We start from the raw sequence: 19,782 nt of genomic DNA on the forward strand, positions 1-19,782 counted from the left end.
TGTAAAGTGGGGATGAGTTGTGCATATTCACATTATTTCTGTTGGTAAGTTAAAAGAAAAATATTTGATGCAAGGGATTGACGAATATAAAAAACGATTATCCAGTTATGCGAAAGTTGATATCACTGAAGTTCCTGATGAAAAAGCGCCAGAACATTTAAGTGAACAAGAAATGGAGCAAATTAAACAGCGGGAAGGGGAACGCATTTTGGCGAAAATTCCCAATGACGCGTATGTGATTGCCTTAGCGATCGAAGGAAAGATGAAATCGTCCGAGCAATTTGCCGCCAGCCTAGACAAACTTGCCACTTACGGAAAAAGCAAAATCGCCTTTATCATCGGCGGTTCGCTCGGCTTAAGCAAACAAGTGATGCAGCGCGCCGATGAAGCGTTATCGTTTTCCAAAATGACGTTCCCGCACCAGCTGATGCGTCTCATTCTCCTTGAACAAATTTACCGTGCGTTTCGGATTAACCGGGGGGAGCCGTATCATAAATAAATTTATGAAAGGAAGGCGCCTTACGTCTTTATACTGTCAATAAAGATAGAAGCCGTGATCAAAAAAGTCACGGCTTTAAGTTTACCCTTAATATGATCCTGCTTCTTTGTTATCCATTTTCGTGTAGAACATTAATGGGAAGACAATAATCTTGACCTACTATGTAGACGAAAAAGGGCAATCATTATTTTTCCATTGATACAGCACCGCCTGTTTGAAAGAAATACAAACCGAAGGAAGAAGTATATCATAAGCAATTTAAAATAATCTTATTTGATAGATAATTTAGCAGGTAAAAAGACTTAGTGATTTTGTCATTGCTTTATATATTATTTATTGAATAACTGATAAGTGGAAGAGTAAATTAATTTTATGATATGCAATGTAATTAATATTATGTAGTTTAATACTAAGTCATAGAACTACATAATAATTTATTGACAGGACAAGCTAAAAAGTGTTAGCATGAGTTTTAAATAACCAATAATGAATGATGGATATGTAATTGTCTGATTTGATATCCACGTATATGGTTATGAAATATAATACCCTTCATTGATTTTAAGCATTGAATCGATGCGATGACCCGAAAGGTGAGATTACGAGCGGTTGCTTGTCAATCGAAGGTGGATTTGAAAGGAGCTATTCAATGAAAGAGTTTCATACGTTCGGTTGGTATGCCGCCAGGATTTCTCCACATTTGCCGAAAAAGGCGTTTCAACCTGTTCCGTCCCGCCTATTTGGAGGTTTCGCTTATTTGTCGTTAACCATCGGCTGCATCCTCGCTGTTTCTCTCTTGCATCTTCATCCGGTATGGAATCTCCTCCTGGCTGTTGTGTTAGGTTCCAGCTTTGCGGCATTGGGGTTTTTAGGACATGAAATTTTGCACGGCACGGTCGTACGAAAGCCGTGGCTGCGTGATATTCTTGGCGCAATCGCATTTTGGCCGCTATGCACAGGTCCGAAGCTGTGGCGAAAATGGCACAATGTGACTCATCATGTACACACACAAGATGAAGAAATGGATCCGGATGCATGGCCTAGTTTAGAAAGGTTAGCCAAAAGCCGTCTATTGCGCTGGGTATACAAAATTCCGTTTCCAATTCGTGCGTTTTTCGCTTTTAGTTCATTGTCTGTTATGTTTACGCTTCATTCTATCAAGATGTTAATCTATTTCTTCAAAGATTTTCAGCCGAAAAATCGCAGTGTGGTGCTGCTTCAGTTTTTCCTGCCATGGTCCACATGGATTGGGCTGTTGTTTTTCATTGGATTTGAGCGTTGGTTTTTTGCCTTTTTGCTGCCTTTGCTGATTGCTAATTTTATTGTAATGAGCTATATTTCCACGAACCATCGTTTAAATCCGTTAGTGCCGGTAAATGATCCGCTGGCAAACAGCCTTACCGTAACGGTGCCAAAGTGGATAGATGTGCTTCACTTTAACTTCTCGTATCATACCGAACATCATCTGTTTCCAGCGATGAGCTCGAAATATTACCCGTTAGTGAAGGAGCACATTAAACGAATGTGGCCGGATCGGTATCACGAATTGCCAATGGGAAAAGCGTTAGCCGCGCTTTGGAAAACACCGAGAGTATATTATCAGCAAAACGAGCTGATCGAGCCGCGGCAAGGACATGTTTACGGTTCGTTAGGCAACGGGTTGGATCCTGAAAATATTACTTATCGAAACATGGAGGCAATGCCGTTTTCCAGCTTGGAAGAGAAACCGATAATCATAAAAAAAGCAGTGGGAAAAGAGAAAAAGTAACAAAAAGGATTCTTCATCATGAGAGTGATGAGAATCCTTTTTACTTGATGTTGTCTTGTTCATGACGCCTGTCATCCATCGTTTCGTTTGAACCATATTTGACACTCCTTTTTCTTATTTTTACAATCATTATGATAAAACTCACATTTCGCACCCTTCCAACGAAAATCGGGAGGATTTTTTTGCATCGATGTGGAATGAATCCTTGACACACAAGGAATGCAAAGGAGTTTGTCCACCATGGATGTTCAAATTTGTGAGATTTATGACAGTTCCTATTTGAATATAATAAGTGCCCTTTTCCAAGATCTTGACCTTCCCCAGCTCATCGATCGGCTGGTTCCGGTGGATCCCCAATGCCAAACCCGAACCAGCGATGCGGTCAAGCTGATCCTTCTGGATATCTTGAGCGGACGACAAGCACTCGTCCATTTGGAGCGATGGGCGCATGAGATCGATTTGTCGAAGCTGATCCGGCCGGGGCTGAAGCCTTCTTGGTTCAATGATGATGCGTTGGCTCGTCATCTCGACCGCCTGTATGAGGCGGATATTCACAAGGTGATCAGCACTTGCTTGATTCACATTTATCGGAAAGAAGGCCTTCCTCTCCAGGCCTTCCACGCCGATACGACGGACAAGACCGTTTACGGCGCGTATGAATCGGTCTCGTCAGAGGCCCTGCGGATCACGCATGGCTACAACCGCCATCATCGTTGGCAAAAACAGATCGGTTTCGGGCTGATCGGCAACGAGGATGGCATCCCGTTTTACGGCGATGTGCACGACGGCAACCTGCCGGACAAAACGTGGAATCCAGAGGTGCTGTCCCGTGTCCACGAACAGCTCAAACAAGCCAAGATTGAAGACGAATGGATTTACGTGGCCGATTCCGCCGCCATGACGAAAGACACTCTGGCGCAGACGAAAGCCGCCAACGCCTTTTTGATCACGAGAGGCCCATCGTCGCTCCGAATCGTCAAAGCTGCTCTGGCGGAAGCGGATGTCCAACCCGATCCAGCGTGGAGCGACTCCTTTTCGTTGGCCGAGAAAAACGGCGCGGCGTACCGGGTATGGGAAACGGCCTCGACGTATGAAGGCCACCCCGTTCGGCTGATCGTCGTCGAATCGAGCGCACTCGACCAGCGCAAAGGAAAAACGCTCGAAAAAGAGCGGGTCAAAGAAGCGGAGCTTCTCCGCGAGGAACAAGCCCGTTGGGAGCGTCACCCCTTCTCCTGCCGCGAAGACGCCGAACAAGCCTTGGCGTCCCTCAAGGCGTCCCTTCGCCCCCGGTTTCATCGGGTCAAGGCCGCGGTCGAAGAGATCGTGCGCCCGAAAAAACGGCGCGGCCGGCCGAAAAAAGAGGTGGAACCCGAGGTGGAGACGCTGTATCTTTTGCGCCTGGACGTCGAATTCCACCAACAGGCATGGGAACAGGCAAGACGGAAAGCGTCCCGGTTTGTCCTCGTCACGACCGTTCCGAAGGAATGGAAAGGCCGAACGATGGATGCTCGAGAAATCTTGAAGTTGTATAAAGGGCAAATCTCGGTGGAAATGAACTTCTCCTTTCTCAAAGATCCGTTCTTCACCGACGAGATTTACGTCAAAAAGCCAGAACGGGTGGCGGTGTTGGGCTATTTATTTCTCTTGGCCTTGGCGATTTACCGCGTCTTTCAGCGCCGGGTGCGTCAGTTCATCACACCAGAACGCCCGTTAAAGGGCGCCGGAGGCCGCAAGCTGACCCGACCGACCGGGCAAGCGATTTTTCAGTTGTTTGAGTATGTGAAAGTCGTCCTCCTCAAGCTGCCGGATGGACGCATCCAACGCGCGCTAGGAAAACCGCTCACCTACGAGCAGCGAAGGATTCTGCAAGGATTGGGAATGGATGAGAGCATTTACGTGTAACGTCATATGGAACGACTAGCGATGGTAAAAAAAGGATTGCCATCGCTTGTCGTGTTGGTCAAAAAGTTATTCTGAAAAACTAAATAAAAAATCCTTTGTTTTGACCTTGTTAGGGTGCGAAATGTGAGATAAAAAAGAAAATTGAAGCGATTATTGTGAAAATGTTGAAGAAGGAAGGAGATGTGTTGTATCCATTTACAAAGGGGTTATCGTTAATCGGATGATGAAGATTTTAGGGAGAAATATAGATGTGATGGAATGAGAAGGTATCATTATTGGTTTTGGAGATAAAGAGAAAATTGGTCATGTTCATGAGGGCGTTGTTTGTATGAAAGGGGAATCTGTTATGGATATTCAAGTAAGCGCCGCAGGAGCCATCGTAGCACTGGTTGTTGCCATTGTGTTGATTTTACGGAAAGTTTCCCCCGCCTACGGGATGATTGCTGGTGCTTTTGTCGGCGGAATCATTGGCGGGGGAAACGTGACAGATACGGTCACGGTGATGATGGATGGAGCAAAAGAAATGGTTCCTGCGGTATTGCGCATTTTGGCGGCAGGAGTGTTAGCCGGGGTTTTAATGGAATCGGGGGCAGCGGCAGCGATCGCTGAAACGATCGTTCGAAAGCTTGGGGAAACGCGGGCTTTGCTTGCGCTTTCAGTGGCGACAGCGCTGCTGACTGCGATCGGCGTGTTTGTGGATGTCGCAGTCATTACCGTTGCGCCGATTGCGTTAGCGATCGCAAGCCGCGCCAACTTATCAAAAACGGCGATTTTGCTGGCGATGATTGGCGGCGGGAAGGCGGGGAACATTATGTCACCGAACCCAAACGCCATCGCTGCTGCGGATGCATTCCATATTCCGCTGACATCATTAATGGCAGCTGGAGCCGTTCCAGCAATATTCGGGCTCGCTGTTACGTATATCATCGCCAGAAAACTTGCGCAAAAAGGAACGCTTATTTATGACGTGCAGGAAAGAAAAAGCAGCGGACAAACTCCTTCGTTCTTTGCGGCTATTATTGCTCCGCTTGTCGCGATAGTATTGCTTGCATTGCGGCCGTTGTTTGATATTGCGATTGACCCAATGATCGCCCTTCCGGTTGGCGGTATCGTTGGTGCGTTGGCGATGAAAAAAGGGAAGAAGTTGAATGATTATGCCATATCCGGGTTATCCAAAATGTCTGACGTTGCCATCATGTTAGTCGGAACAGGGACATTAGCGGGCATTGTTGCCAATTCCTCGCTAAAAGATGTTATCATTAACGGTTTGGATCATTTCGGGTTACCAGCATACGTGCTAGCGCCGATTTCCGGGATTTTGATGTCTGGGGCGACTGCTTCCACGACGGCGGGAACAGCTGTTGCCAGCAGTGTATTTGGTGAAACGATGATGAGTCTAGGTATTTCCGCATTAGCCGGGGCAGCGATGGTTCATGCCGGGGCGACCGTATTGGATCATTTGCCTCACGGAAGCTTCTTTCACGCGACAGCGGGCAGTGTCCATATGGAGGTCAAAGAACGGCTGAAACTAATTCCGTATGAGTCACTCATCGGCTTGACACTGGCTGTCGTATCGATGCTGATTTTCGGAGTCTTCCAATGATTTTCATAATCACAATGAGGAGGAAAGAGGATGAAAGTGATTATTGCGCCAGATTCGTTTAAAGAAAGCTTATCCGCGCTTGAGGTGGCGAACGCGATTGAAAAAGGGTTCCGCGATATATTTCCTGAAGCGGAATACGTGAAAATTCCGATGGCAGACGGCGGAGAAGGGACGGTTCAATCATTGGTCGATGCGACAGGCGGGCGAATTGTGAAAACGGAAGTGACAGGACCGCTTGGGGATCGTGTCCAAGCCTTTTTTGGCATGCTTGGGGATGGAAAAACAGCAGTCATTGAAATGGCGGCCGCCTCTGGATTGCACCTTGTTCCGAGTGAAAGAGAAATCCGCTTGTGACGACAACGAGAGGGACAGGGGAATTGATTCTCGCCGCGCTAGACGAAGGAGCCGAGCATATTATTATCGGCATCGGTGGAAGCGCGACAAACGATGGCGGGGCTGGCATGATTCAGGCGCTTGGCGGGCGTCTTTTAGACCGGCATGGAAAGGAAATCGGACCTGGGGGCGGGAGCTTATCCGAGCTTGCCGACATTGATTTGTCAGGACTCGATCAACGGTTAAAATGTGTAAAAATTGAAGTTGCGTGCGATGTTGACAATCCGTTGACAGGTCCAAAAGGCGCCTCGGCGATTTTCGGCCCACAAAAAGGAGCGACGCCCGAAATGGTCGCGACACTGGATAACAATTTAAAGCACTATGCGGATGTCATTGAACGAGTGTTAGGAAAGCAAGTAAAAGATATTCCTGGTGCCGGGGCGGCTGGAGGACTTGGCGCTGGATTGCTTGCCTTTCTCGAGGCGAAGCTGAAGCGCGGAGTGGAGATTGTGTTAGAAACGGTGAATTTTCATGAACGAATTCAAGGTGCATCGCTAGTGATTACGGGGGAAGGACGAATCGATAGGCAAACGATTTTTGGAAAAACGCCGATCGGCGTAGCAAAAGCGGCAAAACGATACAATATTCCGGTCATTGCCATTGCCGGCTCTGTATCCGATGACAGCGATGTCGTGCGAAGCTATGGAATTGATGCGCTTTATAGCATTGTCCCGGGAATTATTCCATTAGAAAAAGCATTAGCAAATGCTCGGTATTATGTTACCCAAACCGCTCGGAACATTGCAGCGGTTTGCAAAATTGGAAGAAATATGAAGTAAAAAAGGTTCTTTATCTCAGAACCTTTTTTAATTTTTACTATTAAAAGAAAATTTAAAATATTTTATAATAAATATATTATTATAGTAAATACAGGGGGATGAATATGGAACAATTTGTGGATTGGTTAAACAGCATTATTTGGAGCCAATATTTAGTCTATCTTTGTTTGGCAACCGGTCTTTTCTATTCGTTGCTCACTCGCTTTTTGCAAGTGAGGCATATGAAAGAAATGATTAAACAAATGTTTCAAGGCAAGAGCTCTGAAGCAGGAATTTCTTCTTTCCAGGCTTTATCGCTCGCGTTGTCCGGACGGGTCGGGACAGGAAACATAGCAGGTGTCGCGACTGCTATTGCATATGGAGGTCCTGGTGCCGTATTTTGGATGTGGCTCATTGCTTTCGTAGGGGCAGGTTCCGCTTTTGTGGAAGCAGCGCTCGCGCAGGTGTATAAAACGAAGCAGGACGGTCAGTTTCGCGGCGGACCAGCCTACTATATTGAAAAAGGGCTAAAAATGAAATGGTATGCGGATTGTTTGCTATTGTTACGGTGTTGGCGACCGGGGTGCTGTTGCCGGGTGTGCAAGCCAACAGCATTGCCGCGGGAATGGAAAACGCGTTTGGCATCAGTCCGACGATTACAGGAATCGGAATTGCCGTTCTTTTAGGCGCCATTATTTTCGGGGGTGTGAAGCGGATTGCCCGTGCGGCCGAATTGATTGTTCCATTTATGGCGTTAGGATACATTATAGTGGCTTTATTTATCGTATTTGCGAATATTACCGAACTCCCTCATGTACTCAGCTTAATTTTCCGAAGCGCCTTTGGTATGGATGCGGCGTTTGGAGGAATTCTTGGTGCCGCAATTTCGTGGGGAGTCAAACGGGGAATTTATTCCAATGAAGCGGGACAAGGAACTGCACCGCATGCAGCCGCTGCCGCAGAGGTGTCGCATCCGGCGAAACAAGGCTTAGTTCAAGCATTTTCAGTCTATGTCGATACATGGTTTGTTTGTTCGGCAACTGCATTTATGATTTTAATTACCGGCATGTATAACGTGACACCGGAAGGAAAGGCGCCGATTGTGCAAAAACTTGGCGATGTAGAGCCGGGACCTATTTTTACGCAGAAAGCAGTTGAAACGGTATTCCCAGGATTCGGTGCCCCGTTTGTTGCGATTGCTCTATTTTTCTTTGCGTTTACGACCATTATGGCGTATTACTACATGGCAGAAACAAATTTAGCGTATATTACAAGGAGAATGAAAGCTAGCTGGCCACAATATGCGTTAAAAGTGGCGATTTTAGGGGTAGTGTTTTACGGATGCGTCAAAACGGCAAAACTCGCTTGGGCACTTGGCGATATCGGTGTCGGAAGCATGGCATGGCTCAACATTATCGCGATTCTTTTATTAACGAAACCAGCATTAAAAGTTCTTAAAGATTTTGAAGAACAGAAAAAGGCTGGCAAAGACCCAGTCTTTGATCCGGTGAAACTAGGCATTACCGGCGCGGACTTTTGGGAAAAAGAATATCCAACTTCCCATGCTAAAGCGGTAAATGAAGATTGATTATATCGTAAAAAGAAAGGGAGCTGTCTCATATTTAAGAGGCAGCTCCTTTTTGTACTAGAGGCCATGAAGCAATCATTTCGAGCGTTCCGTTTATGGAAAAACGCCCAAATTGATATGGAAGAATGAAATGATCCCCTTTTTTTAGATCGTATGAACCGCCTTCCGACACTAGCTTGCCTTCTCCATTAAGAACGCTAACGATGAGAAAATGTTTCGTTTGGTCCAAGTTGACAGTTCCATTAACCTTCCATTTTTGTACACCAAAGTAGTCGCTTTCGATAAATGTTGTAATCGTGGCATCGTCAACTTGGGTGATGTTCGGATGAACATTCGCGTCGCGATGTGGAACGGTAATGACGTCTAACGCTTTGTCTAAATGCAGTTCGCGTTTTTTCCCGTTGCTGTCGACACGGTCATAGTCATAGACGCGGTATGTTGTGTCAGAGCTTTGTTGTGTTTCTAAGACAAGCGTCCCTTCGCAAAGGGCGTGAATTGTGCCGCTAGGGACATAGAAAAAGTCGCCAGGTTTAATCGGAATTCTGCGAAGCAACTTGTCCCATTGGCCGGTTTCCATCATTTCTTTCAGTTCTTCTTTCGTTTTCGCATGATGTCCGTAAACAAGTTCCGCATCTTTTTTGCAGTCAATAATATACCAACATTCTGTTTTTCCAAATTCGCCATTTTCATGTTTTTGTGCGTATGCGTCATCAGGATGCACTTGCACTGATAAATCAGCGTTGGCATCTAAAATTTTCGTCAACAAAGGAAAACGGTCTGATGGAAAGTGGCCGAATAAGTCGCGTCGCTCTTCCCATAATTGTCCAAGCGTCATTCCTTGAAACGGCCCGTTTTTAATCACGGTTTGTCCGTTTGGATGTGCGGAAACTGCCCAGCATTCCCCTGTGTGTGCTGACGGGATGGAATAGCCGAATTCGTCCGCCAATTTCGTGCCGCCCCAAATTCGCTCTTGAAAAATAGGAGTGAGAAAAATTGGTTCGATTTGCACGGAAATCACCCCTTTTATATACAATGTGCCTGATATGATTATACAAAAAAGAAAGGAGCTTTGCACTGATCACGAAGAGCACAAATGTAAGTGCATTCTATTAGCATAATGATATAGTTTGCAGATGCAACAAAGGGCCGCCTTATCGAGCAGCCCTTTGTTATGATGGATCGTCTTCTATTTTGTTTAAAGGATATTTCGCCGGTCCTTCGACGACATCGCCGTGAATGGAGAATCGCGAGCCGTGGCAAGGACAGTCCCATGTGCGGTCGCCGCTGTTCCATTCCAGTTCACATCCCATGTGGGTGCATGTCGTGTCAACGATGAACAATGTCCCGTTTTCGTCCTTATACGCACCGGCACGTTTCCCGTTCACGACAACAACTGCGCCTTCGCCGTTTGCCAAGTCTTCCGGATTGCGGACGACCACCTCCACTTTTCCTTCGATGAGGTGTTTGGCGACATCAAGGTTTTGCGTGAGAAAATGTTTGACGCTCGGATCGGCATAAAAGCGCGACGGCGTATATAAGTCATGGTAGCGGTTGTTGCGTCCCATAACTAAGTCGCTGAGCAATAGCCCCGCGATTGTCCCGTTGGTCATCCCCCATTTTCGGTATCCTGTCGCGACATAGATGTTCGGCGTGCCTGCGGTCATGTTTCCAATGTAAGGAACTTTATCAAGTGTCGTTAAATCTTGCGCCGACCAACGGTATGGGATGTCAGTGACGGTAAATAGCTGAGAGGCAAAGCTTTGCAGTGCCTCGTAATGTCGCATCGTCGGGACGCCCTGTCCTGTCTTGTGGTTTTCGCCTCCGATTAAAATCAAGTTTTCCCCGTTCATCGTTGTGTAGCGGATGGACCGCTTCGGGTTATCAGCGCTCAAATACATGCCGCCTGGGTATTGCTCCGCTATTTTGGCTGCCAATACGTAAGAGCGCTCTGCGTACATGCGTGAAAAATAAAAGCCGCCGTCATAAAACGGAAAATGGGAACAAATGATGACATGTTTACACGTAACCCGTTTTTTGTCGCGGGTGACGACGGCAAGCGCCGCTCCTTGCTCGATATCGGCGGCGGGCGTGTATTCGTAGATTTTTCCACCTGCCTCGACAACAGCATCGACTAGTTTCATTAAGTATTTCAGCGGGTGAAATTGCGCTTGATTTTTCATCACTACCGCAGCTTTCACAGGGATCGGAAGAGGAATCGATTCAACAAACGCTCCGTCAATGCCAAGCTTTTCATACGCCTTCCATTCGTTTATTAATTTTGTTAACGATGAGGAGGAATTGGTGTATATATATGCATCTTGCTCAATAAAATCGCAGTCAATCGCTTCTTGTTCGATTGTACTTCGAATAAAACGCAGTGCTTCCGTACATGCTTCGTAGTACAGTTTCGCCTTTTCCTGTCCAAGGTGGTTGATTAATTCATCATAAATGATATCATGCTGAGCAGTAATTTTCGCGGTCGTATGCCCTGTCGTTCCGTTCAGAAGACGATCCGCTTCTAATAAAGTGACGCGCACTCCCTGTTTAGCGAGCAAATAAGCGGTCGTGATACCAGAAATTCCTCCGCCGATAATGGCGACATCGGTGCGAATATCTTCTTCTAGTTTCGGAAACGATGGAAGCTCGACAGATGTCCGCCAATACGGCTCTAGTGATGAAGGAAGAGATAGCATATGTAACAAAAGCCCCCTTACTGTGTTTTAATTTATATTAGTTTTGCTCACTTTTAGAAAAACTATCCATCTATTTTCCAACATGCAATAAACGTGTTGGGCATCTTCTTTCTTCTTTTTTTGGCAACTACACGCAACGAAAACGAAAGATGATACAATAAGAATAAAGAAGGAAGTAAATATTTTTATAAAATAATAATTAAAGGAAGATCGGAAGTGAATAAATATTCAAGTTTTTATGATGGGAATTCAACTGTTTGGCATGATAGTTCCATTTTGGAACATTACGGATTGAATGAATTAAATTTCGAATCGGTTAAAAGTTATCGGGAAAAGTTTGCAGCTGTCAAGCCAAACCATCCATGGAATGGGTTGGAGACGAAAGAATTTTTATACAAGATCGGTGCATGGGGAAAATTGCGAGATAGCAGCAAAGAAGGAGTTACATTAGCAGGGTTATTGATGTTTAGTGAGGAACGGATTATTACAGAAGTTTTACCGCAATATTTTCTCGAATATCGGGAAAGTTTGAACGGTATAGTAACGAACGATTGGACAAAGCGATTCACCTCTCAAGATGGTACATGGTCTGGCAACTTATACGATTTTTATTTTAAAGTGATCTCACAGCTTAAAAATAATGATATGGATCGCTCCATGCAAATTGCGCTGCACGAGGCGCTTGTAAACGCGATTGTTCATGCGGATTATTTAGGAGAAGGCGGCATTATTGTAGAAAAAGAAAACGGTGTGTTTCGCTTTGCCAATCCAGGATTATTTCGCATTCCGATTGATTCTGCTCTTTCCGGTCATATGAGCAATCTTCGCAATCCGAATTTGTTTAAAATGTTTATTTTGATCGGTCTTTGCAAGCGGGCTGGTTTCGGGTTAAAGCATATTGTTACAACATGGAGCAACCCACAATACAAGCAGCCTGAATTTATTCAACATTCGAATCCAGAACGAACTGTCGTGATATTATATCCGTTCGATTTTCCAGATGAAACAGCTGCATCATATGAAACAGATATATATCAAGATATAGAACAGCATGATGATAGTGAAATGGATCTTACGTTAACGGAAGAAGACCTGAACTCCATAAATAAGCAGCAAAACTCCGTAAATAACGAAGACAGCTCTATAAATAGCGAAGAAAACTCCGTAAATAAACAAGACAACTCCGTTAATAATCCGTTGAACTCCATAAATAACGGTGTTGACTCCGTAAATAAAGAAGAAAACTCCGTGAATAACGAACCTAACTCCATAAATAAACGTCTTAACTCCATAAATAATGAACTATCTTCATCTGATCCGTACAAAGAAAAGAGTGAAATCGATGAAAAACTATGGAACATTGCGGAGTTAGCGAGAAAGAAAAAACGATTGCCTCCAAGTGTGATGGAAAATATTATTTTGCAGCTTTGCGAGCAAAGACCGCTGATGTTAAAGGAACTAGCAGCACTATTGGAAAGAACGCCAGATGGACTAAGGAATAACTATTTAGGAAAACTGATAGAGGAAGGAAAAATTCGTTTAAAATATCCAGATCAGCCGAACCATCCGAAACAAGCGTATATGAAAGCGACCGAATAGGAAGGCGCCCGTTAGGCAGCCTTCTTTTTTATGTCATATCGGAGTCTTTTGCGATGTGTGATAAATGGTGCGATAACAGATGTTGATTAGAAAATACGACTCAGGTCTTAGAGAAAAATAACGCCTCGGCTCATTATTGAAATATGAAACGGTTGGTAGGATGGAGACAGAAAGGAGGGAGAAAAAAGTGAAAAAAATCGGATTGTTTATCATCGGTGCGATTGCGGCGGTTACGCTTTTTGCCAACCTTGGTTCTCTCGCTGTTTTGGCAGTGAGCCTTGTCATTTTGTATTACGCTTGGAAACGATGGATGAAAGCGGAAACAACGATGAAAAAACTGTTTTGGATCGCGATCGGAATCATCGCTTTCGTTGCCTCCACTTCGAATGCGCCCGCGCTTATTGCGGTTGCCGCGGCGTATGTGTTGTATGTAGTTTATAAGAAATGGAATGAAACAAAACAGATGAAACCGAAAGAAATCGATGACCCGTTTGCTCATTTTGAAAAGCAGTGGGCAGAGTTAGAACGAAGCTTTTAAAGGGGGAAAAGTGTGATGGCTGATTTATTAACGAGAATCAAAAATATCATCATGGCTGATTTGCATGAGATGATCGATCAAAAAGAAAAGCAAAATCCAATTGCCTTATTAAATGAATATTTACGCCAATGCGAAAAGGAAGTAGAAAAGGTTCGTCATCTGCTTGAGCGGCAACACCTATTGAAGACAGAACTTATGCGTGAATACAATCAGGCGAAAGAGCTTGCGGATAAGCGGAAGTACCAAGCGCAAATCGCTTCCCAGGCGGGGGAAAATGAACTATATGAATTCGCCGTTTCGGAACAGACAAAATATGAAGAAAGAGCATCGCGAATACAAGAGTTGCTTCAAGAAGCAACAAACGAGTTAGAACAGCTGGAAAGAAAATATGAAGAAATGAAACATAAATTAAAAGATATGTACATTCGCCGCATGCAGCTCATGGGTCGGGAGAATGCCGCCCGCGCGCATTATCGAATGGATAAAGTGCTGCAAGCAGGATGGAACGATACCGCTTATTCTCGTTTTAACGAAACGGAACAATACTTAGAACGCCTGGAACAAAACGTCAAAGCCAATTACTATGCAAGCACGATTGACGCACGCATCGCGCAATTGGAGAAAAAGCTAAATTCAATTTCATAACGAAACCGTGGAATTCCAAAAGGGCGTATATATATTAGCGCCCTTTTTTCACTAGCTGTATAATGGAGATGCGGCAATCGTAATAAAGGAGGGAGGAGACGAGATGCTTCGTCAGCAAAAAACAGATCACGCCGCTTGGCTTGTCATGATCGCCATCGTTCTCTTTTTGGCAGAGTTGCTATTGTTTCAACATGGAAGTGTTTTCTTCCTGCTCTTCGCGATTGGCTGTATGTATATAGGGCGAAAGCGGATGCCGAAGCTGTCAGGTGTTGTTCTGTTTTGGTTTGGACTCATTAGTTTCATTATTTCGCTAGCTAGCATGGTGACATTTCGCATTTCATTGTTTTTTATTTTGGTGTATATCATTTGGCAGTACATGCAATCGAAAAAAGCTCCTGTGCAGATACAGCCAATCATGACCGAGCGAAAGCATGAGGAATCCTCCCTCCTTGAGCGAAAACCGCGTTGGAAAAACAGCTTCTTTAGCAGTCAAAAAACACCTGAACATGTTTATGAATGGGAAGATATTAACATTCAAGGCGGGATTTCCGATGTGGTGATTGATTTAAGTTATACGGTGCTTCCGAAAGGAGAAGCCGTCATTGTCATCCGCCATTTGATCGGAAACGTACAAATTCTTGTGCCATATGAGGTGGAAGTGCTCCTGCACCATTCAGTGATCTATGGCTCCGCTATCGTTTTTGAGCGAAAGGAAGCGAATTTGTGGAACGAAACCATTTGTTTTCAAACAAAAGGATATGAGGAAGCGGAGCAAAAGGTCAAAATAATCACCTCGATGATCATCGGAACAATCGAGGTGAAGCATGTATGAATACAATGCAGCGTTATATTGTCATGGGAATTGGCTTTTCGTTGTTCGTTTTCATCGTTACGGCGGTGCTCATATTTATCACGTATCCATTACCAAAATGGTCTTTATTATGGGAAAAAGAAATAATGGGTGTTCCGTTTCTTTTATTTATGGCGGGGGTTAGTGCTGCCGCAGGAACAGCGTTTGGCACTGTGTTCGGATTTTTTTGGCAAAAACAGTGGCGAACGGTGGTGGATTCGCTGCGCCAGCTCGAACATGGCCAGCCTGTTTCCTCTATAGAGCCTTCAAAGCTGAAAGAAGTGGCGTCGGTGGTAGCGCACATTCAAAAAATTCAAAAGCAGATGACGGAACAAGTGAAATTGTCGCAGCGGCTCGCCAATGAAAAGGCGGAAGAGCAAGAAAAGCGGATTCAAGAGATCATTTCCCAAGAACGGCATCGGCTTGCACGCGAGCTTCATGATTCGGTCAGCCAGCAGCTGTTTGCCGCCTCGATGCTTATTTCCGCCATCAATGAAACAAAGACGTTTTCCGATGAGCGCGAAGAAAAACAGTTTCGTTTAATTGAGGAAATGATTCACCAATCGCAATTAGAAATGCGGGCGTTATTGCTTCACCTTCGCCCGATAGCCCTCAAAGGCAAATCGCTAAAAGAAGGAATTCAAGAGTTATTGATGGAACTAAAGCAAAAAGTGCCGTTGCACATTGAGTGGAAAGTGGAAGACATTCCGCTTGATAAGGGAGTAGAAGACCATTTATTTCGCATCTTGCAAGAGTCCATTTCCAATACGCTTCGTCATGCAAAGGCGACAAAATTGGAAGTATTGTTGGTAAAACGAGACCAACTTGTCATTTTGCGTGTATCGGATGATGGTGTCGGTTTCGATGTTGATCAAGTGAAAGCAGGATCGTACGGCTTGCAAAATATGCATGAGCGCGCGCTGGAGATCGGCGGGACGCTGCAAATCGTCAGTGTGCCGAATCAAGGAACACGGTTAGAGGTGAAAGTACCGATCATAGAGGAGGGGACATTGTGATCCGTGTCTTATTGGCCGATGATCATGAAATGGTGAGAATCGGCGTTTCTGCGTTTTTGGCGTCGCAGCCGGATATGGAAGTGGTGGGAGAAGCCGATAGCGGCAAACGAGCTGTAGAGCTGGCGCTAGAGCTGCGGCCAGATATTATTTTAATGGATTTAGTGATGCCGGAGATGGACGGAATTGAAGCGACAAAGCAGATTATCGCCCAATGGCCGGAAGCAAAAATTATCGTTGTAACGAGCTTTTTAGATGATGAAAAAGTGTATCCGGCTTTGGAAGCTGGAGCAACGAGCTATATGCTAAAGACGTCGAAAGCGAACGAAATCGCCAACGCGATCCGTGCGACGTTTTACGGCCAATCGGTGTTAGAACCGGAAGTGACGAATAAAGTAATGACAAAAATGAAACAAAAGAAAGAACTCCTTCCTCACGAAGAATTGACGAACCGGGAGATGGAAGTGCTTTTATTAATGGCGCAAGGAAAAACGAATCAAGAAATCGCTGATGAATTGTTTATTGCCGTAAAAACGGTTAAAGTCCACGTCAGCAACATATTAAGCAAATTAGGAGTACAAGATCGGACACAAGCGGTCATTTACGCGTTTAAACATTCTCTAGTCAAATAGCTTCCGTTATTCAGTTCGTTGTTAAAATATTTGCTCCCTTCCCCATAGAAAGAGGATGGCACATATATGAAGCAGCGGCCATCCTTTTTATGTGTAAAAATTTTTCATAGAAGGAAGGAGGTTATCATAAAAACAATTACGTAAGAGGCACTGTATCTTCTGTTCCGTTTAGGATTCGTTGTGCCATTTCCACGCTTTCTTCCGAAGGAGGTTCAATTCCTTCCAAAGGATACTTCAATCCAAGCGCTTTCCATTTGTATACCCCTAGTTTATGGTACGGGAGAATTTCAATTTTTTCCACATTATTTAACGTACGAATAAAAGCGGCGAGACTGCGCAAATCATTCGGGTCGTCTGTAATGGTTGGAACGAGAACATGCCGGATCCAAACAGGAACGTTTTTTTCGGATAAGAACCGAGCAAATTGTAAAATATGTTGATTTGTTTTTCCTGTCAGCTTCCGATGTTTTTTTTTCGTCAATATGTTTTAAATCAAGCAAAATTAAATCAGTATAGGAAAGCAATTCGTTTAATTTTTGCTGGAACGGCGCTTCCGCTGTGTAGCATCCTCCTGACGAATCGATCGCTGTATGAATGCCGAGTTTTTTGCATGCTTTAAATAGCTCGATTAAAAAGTCGATTTGCAACAAAGGTTCCCCGCCGCTGACGGTAATTCCGCCGCCGGAAGCGTTGATAAACGGCAAATACGTTTTTACATCATCGATAATTTCTTCTACGGTCATTTCTTTTCCTTTTCCGATTTCCCATGTGTCGGCGTTATGACAATATTGACAGCGCAGCAAGCATCCTTGTGTGAAGATGACATAGCGAAGGCCTGGGCCGTCGACGGTGCCGCATGTCTCAATCGAATGAATAAACCCTTTCATCGGATGGTCTCCTTCCTAAGAGAAATATCCCCCCTCAAGAAGGAGGGGGAGATCGTTACATCGTTTCGTGGAATGTGCGGTTAATGACGTCAATTTGTTGTTCACGAGTTAATTTAATGAAGTTGACGGCATATCCAGAGACGCGAATCGTTAATTGCGGATATTTTTCTGGATGTTCCATTGCATCTAATAACGTTTCACGATTCAACACGTTAATGTTGAGATGGTGTCCGCCTTTTTCCATGTAACCATCTAAAATGGCGACAAGGTTGCGAACACGGGCATGTTCTTCTTTTCCTAAAGCTTTCGGCACGATTGAGAACGTATTAGAAATGCCATCTAATGCATGTTCAAATGGCAATTTCGCGACAGAGCTTAACGAAGCGAGCGCTCCCTTCGTGTCACGGCCGTGCAGCGGGTTCGCTCCCGGGGCAAACGGTTCGCCAGCGCGACGGCCATCTGGCGTATTTCCTGTCTTTTTCCCGTATACGACGTTCGATGTAATCGTTAAAATCGATAACGTATGTTTTGAATCGCGATACGTTTTATGTTTTTTCAATTTCGTCATAAAACGTTCGACTAAATCAACCGCAATTTGGTCGACGCGATCATCGTTATTTCCGTATTTCGGGAAATCTCCTTCGATTTCAAAATCAACGGCAATGCCGTTTTCATCTCGAATCGGTTTGACTTTTGCGTATTTGATCGCACTTAACGAATCAGCGACAACCGATAGTCCGGCGATACCAGTTGCCATCGTGCGTAAAATATGCGTATCATGAAGCGCCATTTCAATGCGTTCATAACAATATTTATCGTGCATGTAATGAATGACATTGAGTGTATTAATATAAAGTTCCGCAAGCCATTCAAGTACATGATCAAACTTACGCATGACTTCATCGTAATCTAAATATTCGGATGTAATTGGCGCAAACTCAGGACCAACTTGTATTTTTAATTTTTCATCAACGCCGCCATTAATCGCATATAACAATGCTTTCGCAAGGTTGGCGCGCGCTCCGAAAAATTGCATTTGTTTGCCAATTCTCATTGGCGATACGCAGCAAGCAATTCCGTAGTCATCGCCGAATTCCACGCGCATTAAGTCGTCGTTTTCATATTGAATCGAGCTTGTTTTTATCGACATTTTCGCGCAATATTCTTTGAACGCTTCCGGCAATTGTTTCGACCAAAGTACCGTTAAGTTTGGCTCTGGCGCAGGTCCTAAGTTATCCAACGTATGAAGGAAGCGGAACGAGTTTTTCGTGACTAACGGACGACCATCGATCGCCATTCCGCCGATCGATTCTGTTACCCATGTCGGGTCGCCGCTGAATAGTTCGTTATATTCCGGTGTTCTGGCGAATTTGACAAGGCGCAATTTCATCACAAAATGGTCGACAAGTTCCTGCGCTTCTTTTTCTGTTAGCGTACCTTCTTGTAGGTCGCGTTCGATATAAATGTCTAAGAAGGTGGACACGCGGCCTAAGCTCATCGCTGCGCCGTTTTGTTCTTTAATAGCGGCAAGATAAGCGAAATAGAGCCATTGGAATGCTTCGTGTGCGTTTTGCGCTGGTTCGGAAATGTCGTAACCGTAGCTTAATGCCATTTGTTTCAATTCGTTTAACGCGCGAATTTGTTCAGCAATTTCCTCGCGAAGGCGGATAATGTCTTCCGTCATCGTTCTTGCGCCAGTGTTTTTCAAATCCTTTTGTTTTTCTTCAATCAGACGATCGACGCCGTATAACGCCACGCGGCGATAGTCGCCAATAATGCGGCCGCGTCCGTATGCGTCTGGAAGGCCGGTGATAATTCCCGCTTTGCGCGCTAATTTCATCTCTTCGGTGTAAACGTCAAACACACCTTGGTTATGGGTTTTTCGGTATTCGGTAAAAATTTTTTCACTTCGTCGCTTACTTTGTAGCCGTATGCTTCGCATGATTGTTGCGCCATGCGGATGCCTCCGAACGGCATTAATGCGCGCTTAAACGGTTTATCTGTTTGAAAACCAACAATTTTTTCCAAGTCTTTGTTTAAATAACCCGGTCTGTGGGAAGTGATGGTGGAAACAATGGATGTATCCATATCGAGAACGCCGCCTTTTTCGCGTTCTTGTTTCGACAATTCCATCACTTGTTCCCATAGTTTCTTCGTCGCTTCTGTAGGCCCTTCTAGAAATGACTCATCCCCATAGTAAACGGTGACGTTGTTTAAAATAAAGTCACGGACGTCAATGGACTTTTTCCATTTTGACCCTTTAAAATTTCGCCACGGGTCTAATACAGCAGCAGCTTGTTTCATAACAGATCCCCTCCCAATCGTCTGTAACTATAACAGACTGAAAAAATATATATAACAGATTTCAACTATACAATACTATATTTATTGGCGCCTAGAACTATCTATTATTG

12 protein-coding genes and 4 pseudogenes are annotated in these 19,782 nt (G+C 44.7%); 12 read left to right on the forward strand and 4 right to left on the reverse strand.

Annotated features, from left to right (window positions below):
* Positions 1-67 precede the first annotated feature (67 nt).
* The 6 genes and pseudogenes from rlmH (at position 68) to NXM86_RS00240 (ending at position 8,511) form a co-directional block, all read left to right on the forward strand.
* On the forward strand, positions 68-499 hold the full coding sequence (rlmH, locus tag NXM86_RS00215; RefSeq protein ID WP_373467264.1) for a 23S rRNA (pseudouridine(1915)-N(3))-methyltransferase RlmH: 432 nt from the start codon (positions 68-70) through the stop codon (positions 497-499).
* 649 nt (positions 500-1,148) lie between these two features.
* Positions 1,149-2,267, forward strand: a complete 1,119-nt coding sequence (gene desB, locus NXM86_RS00220; protein WP_498958401.1) for a Delta(10) desaturase DesB — start codon at positions 1,149-1,151, stop codon at positions 2,265-2,267.
* A gap of 240 nt (positions 2,268-2,507) precedes the next feature.
* Complete coding sequence (locus NXM86_RS00225) at positions 2,508-4,169, forward strand: IS1634 family transposase (protein ID WP_498958402.1); 1,662 nt, start codon at positions 2,508-2,510, stop codon at positions 4,167-4,169.
* Positions 4,170-4,515: 346 nt separating this feature from the next.
* A complete protein-coding gene (locus NXM86_RS00230) occupies positions 4,516-5,772 on the forward strand; it encodes a GntP family permease (RefSeq protein WP_097353971.1) in 1,257 nt (418 codons plus the stop codon).
* Positions 5,773-5,802: 30 nt separating this feature from the next.
* A pseudogene (locus tag NXM86_RS00235) lies at positions 5,803-6,944 on the forward strand (glycerate kinase).
* 104 nt (positions 6,945-7,048) lie between these two features.
* Positions 7,049-8,511: pseudogene (locus tag NXM86_RS00240) on the forward strand (alanine/glycine:cation symporter family protein).
* 34 nt (positions 8,512-8,545) lie between these two features.
* Here the strand turns inward: NXM86_RS00240 and manA are convergent.
* A complete protein-coding gene (gene manA, locus NXM86_RS00245; RefSeq protein ID WP_498958403.1) occupies positions 8,546-9,520 on the reverse strand; it encodes a mannose-6-phosphate isomerase, class I in 975 nt (324 codons plus the stop codon).
* A gap of 160 nt (positions 9,521-9,680) precedes the next feature.
* A complete protein-coding gene (locus NXM86_RS00250) occupies positions 9,681-11,204 on the reverse strand; it encodes an FAD-dependent oxidoreductase (protein ID WP_498958976.1) in 1,524 nt (507 codons plus the stop codon).
* Positions 11,205-11,420: 216 nt separating this feature from the next.
* On the opposite strand from NXM86_RS00250, the gene NXM86_RS00255 reads away from it, so the two are divergent.
* The 6 genes from NXM86_RS00255 (at position 11,421) to NXM86_RS00280 (ending at position 16,481) form a co-directional block, all read left to right on the forward strand.
* Positions 11,421-12,803 carry a DUF8451 domain-containing protein gene (locus NXM86_RS00255; RefSeq protein WP_498958405.1) on the forward strand — a complete coding sequence of 461 codons (1,383 nt, stop codon included), beginning with the start codon at positions 11,421-11,423 and terminating at the stop codon, positions 12,801-12,803.
* 187 nt (positions 12,804-12,990) lie between these two features.
* Positions 12,991-13,341: a lmo0954 family membrane protein gene (locus NXM86_RS00260; protein WP_498958406.1), complete on the forward strand. Its 351-nt coding sequence runs from the start codon at positions 12,991-12,993 to the stop codon at positions 13,339-13,341.
* Positions 13,342-13,356: 15 nt separating this feature from the next.
* On the forward strand, positions 13,357-13,986 hold the full coding sequence (locus NXM86_RS00265) for a PspA/IM30 family protein (RefSeq protein WP_081189692.1): 630 nt from the start codon (positions 13,357-13,359) through the stop codon (positions 13,984-13,986).
* A 103-nt stretch (positions 13,987-14,089) separates the two neighbouring features.
* Entirely contained in the window at positions 14,090-14,818 is a 729-nt protein-coding gene (liaF, locus tag NXM86_RS00270) for a cell wall-active antibiotics response protein LiaF (protein WP_081189691.1), read from the forward strand.
* Positions 14,815-15,852: a sensor histidine kinase gene (locus NXM86_RS00275; protein ID WP_081189690.1), complete on the forward strand. Its 1,038-nt coding sequence runs from the start codon at positions 14,815-14,817 to the stop codon at positions 15,850-15,852. Before liaF ends, NXM86_RS00275 begins: the two co-directional genes overlap by 4 nt.
* Positions 15,849-16,481, forward strand: a complete 633-nt coding sequence (locus NXM86_RS00280; RefSeq protein WP_081189689.1) for a response regulator transcription factor — start codon at positions 15,849-15,851, stop codon at positions 16,479-16,481. The genes NXM86_RS00275 and NXM86_RS00280 overlap by 4 nt, the downstream gene beginning before the upstream one ends.
* A 136-nt stretch (positions 16,482-16,617) precedes the next feature.
* Here the strand turns inward: NXM86_RS00280 and pflA are convergent.
* Together pflA and pflB are read right to left on the reverse strand one after the other, a co-directional pair.
* Positions 16,618-17,368, reverse strand: a pseudogene (gene pflA, locus NXM86_RS00285) (pyruvate formate-lyase-activating protein).
* Between the two features lie 55 nt (positions 17,369-17,423).
* Positions 17,424-19,672, reverse strand: a pseudogene (pflB, locus tag NXM86_RS00290) (formate C-acetyltransferase).
* Positions 19,673-19,782 lie beyond the last annotated feature (110 nt).

Origin of the sequence: Geobacillus sp. CX412, from assembly GCF_027942335.1 — a bacterium.
Taxonomy (GTDB): Bacteria; Bacillota; Bacilli; order Bacillales; family Anoxybacillaceae; genus Parageobacillus_B; species Parageobacillus_B toebii.

Excerpts from the sequence above, each read along its gene's own strand:
- rlmH (WP_373467264.1), top strand. The coding sequence starts at position 68 with ATGCAAGGGATTGACGAATATAAAAAACGATTATCCAGTTATGCGAAA.
- desB (WP_498958401.1), top strand. The coding sequence starts at position 1,149 with ATGAAAGAGTTTCATACGTTCGGTTGGTATGCCGCCAGGATTTCTCCA.
- NXM86_RS00225 (WP_498958402.1), top strand. The coding sequence starts at position 2,508 with ATGGATGTTCAAATTTGTGAGATTTATGACAGTTCCTATTTGAATATA.
- NXM86_RS00230 (WP_097353971.1), top strand. The coding sequence starts at position 4,516 with ATGGATATTCAAGTAAGCGCCGCAGGAGCCATCGTAGCACTGGTTGTT.
- NXM86_RS00250 (WP_498958976.1), bottom strand. The coding sequence starts at position 11,204 with ATGCTATCTCTTCCTTCATCACTAGAGCCGTATTGGCGGACATCTGTC.
- NXM86_RS00265 (WP_081189692.1), top strand. The coding sequence starts at position 13,357 with ATGGCTGATTTATTAACGAGAATCAAAAATATCATCATGGCTGATTTG.
- liaF (WP_081189691.1), top strand. The coding sequence starts at position 14,090 with ATGCTTCGTCAGCAAAAAACAGATCACGCCGCTTGGCTTGTCATGATC.
- NXM86_RS00275 (WP_081189690.1), top strand. The coding sequence starts at position 14,815 with ATGAATACAATGCAGCGTTATATTGTCATGGGAATTGGCTTTTCGTTG.